Below are 429 nucleotides of genomic sequence, written 5' to 3'. Positions count from 1 at the left end.
GCTGACGCCCGCGTGCCACGCGCGGCGCGCCTGCGGCACGAGCTCGAATACCTTGAAGCGCCGGCCGTCGTCGGCCGCGTCGGGCACCAGATAGTGCGCGCTGACCTGCCGCTGCGGGCTCGTCAGCGAGGCGATCGAATCCGCGAGCGTCTGCGCGGTGTAATGCAGCACGAGCGTGCGCACCCGCGAATCCTGGTTCGGCGACTGGGTCGAGCGATCGATCGTGTAACCGGCACCCGACGGCGGGGGCGTATCCTGCGCGTGCGCGGACGGCACGACGCCGTCGCCGTCGCCGCAGCCGGCCAGCGGCAGCATCAGCTTCCCCACCGGCCACGCCGACGAACGCGCGAGAAACCCGCGCCTGCCCTCGTTGATGATTTTCGCTTGTTGTTCTTCAGCCATACCCTTTTCCGTTCGAGTCGTAACTTG

The 429-nt window shown here is 68.8% G+C and carries 1 protein-coding gene; it reads right to left on the bottom strand.

Annotated elements, in window-relative coordinates:
* Positions 1-402: N-acetylmuramoyl-L-alanine amidase (locus J5M67_RS28935; RefSeq protein ID WP_207888741.1), on the bottom strand; the 402-nt coding region annotated here is incomplete at its 3' end.
* Between the last annotated feature and the right edge of the window lie 27 nt (positions 403-429).

The organism is Pseudomonas sp. 30_B (genome assembly GCF_017491605.1).
Classification (GTDB): domain Bacteria; phylum Pseudomonadota; class Gammaproteobacteria; order Pseudomonadales; family Pseudomonadaceae; genus Pseudomonas.
The sequence above is the reverse complement of the archived record's forward strand: the minus strand, read 5'-3'. Positions and strand labels throughout refer to the sequence as shown.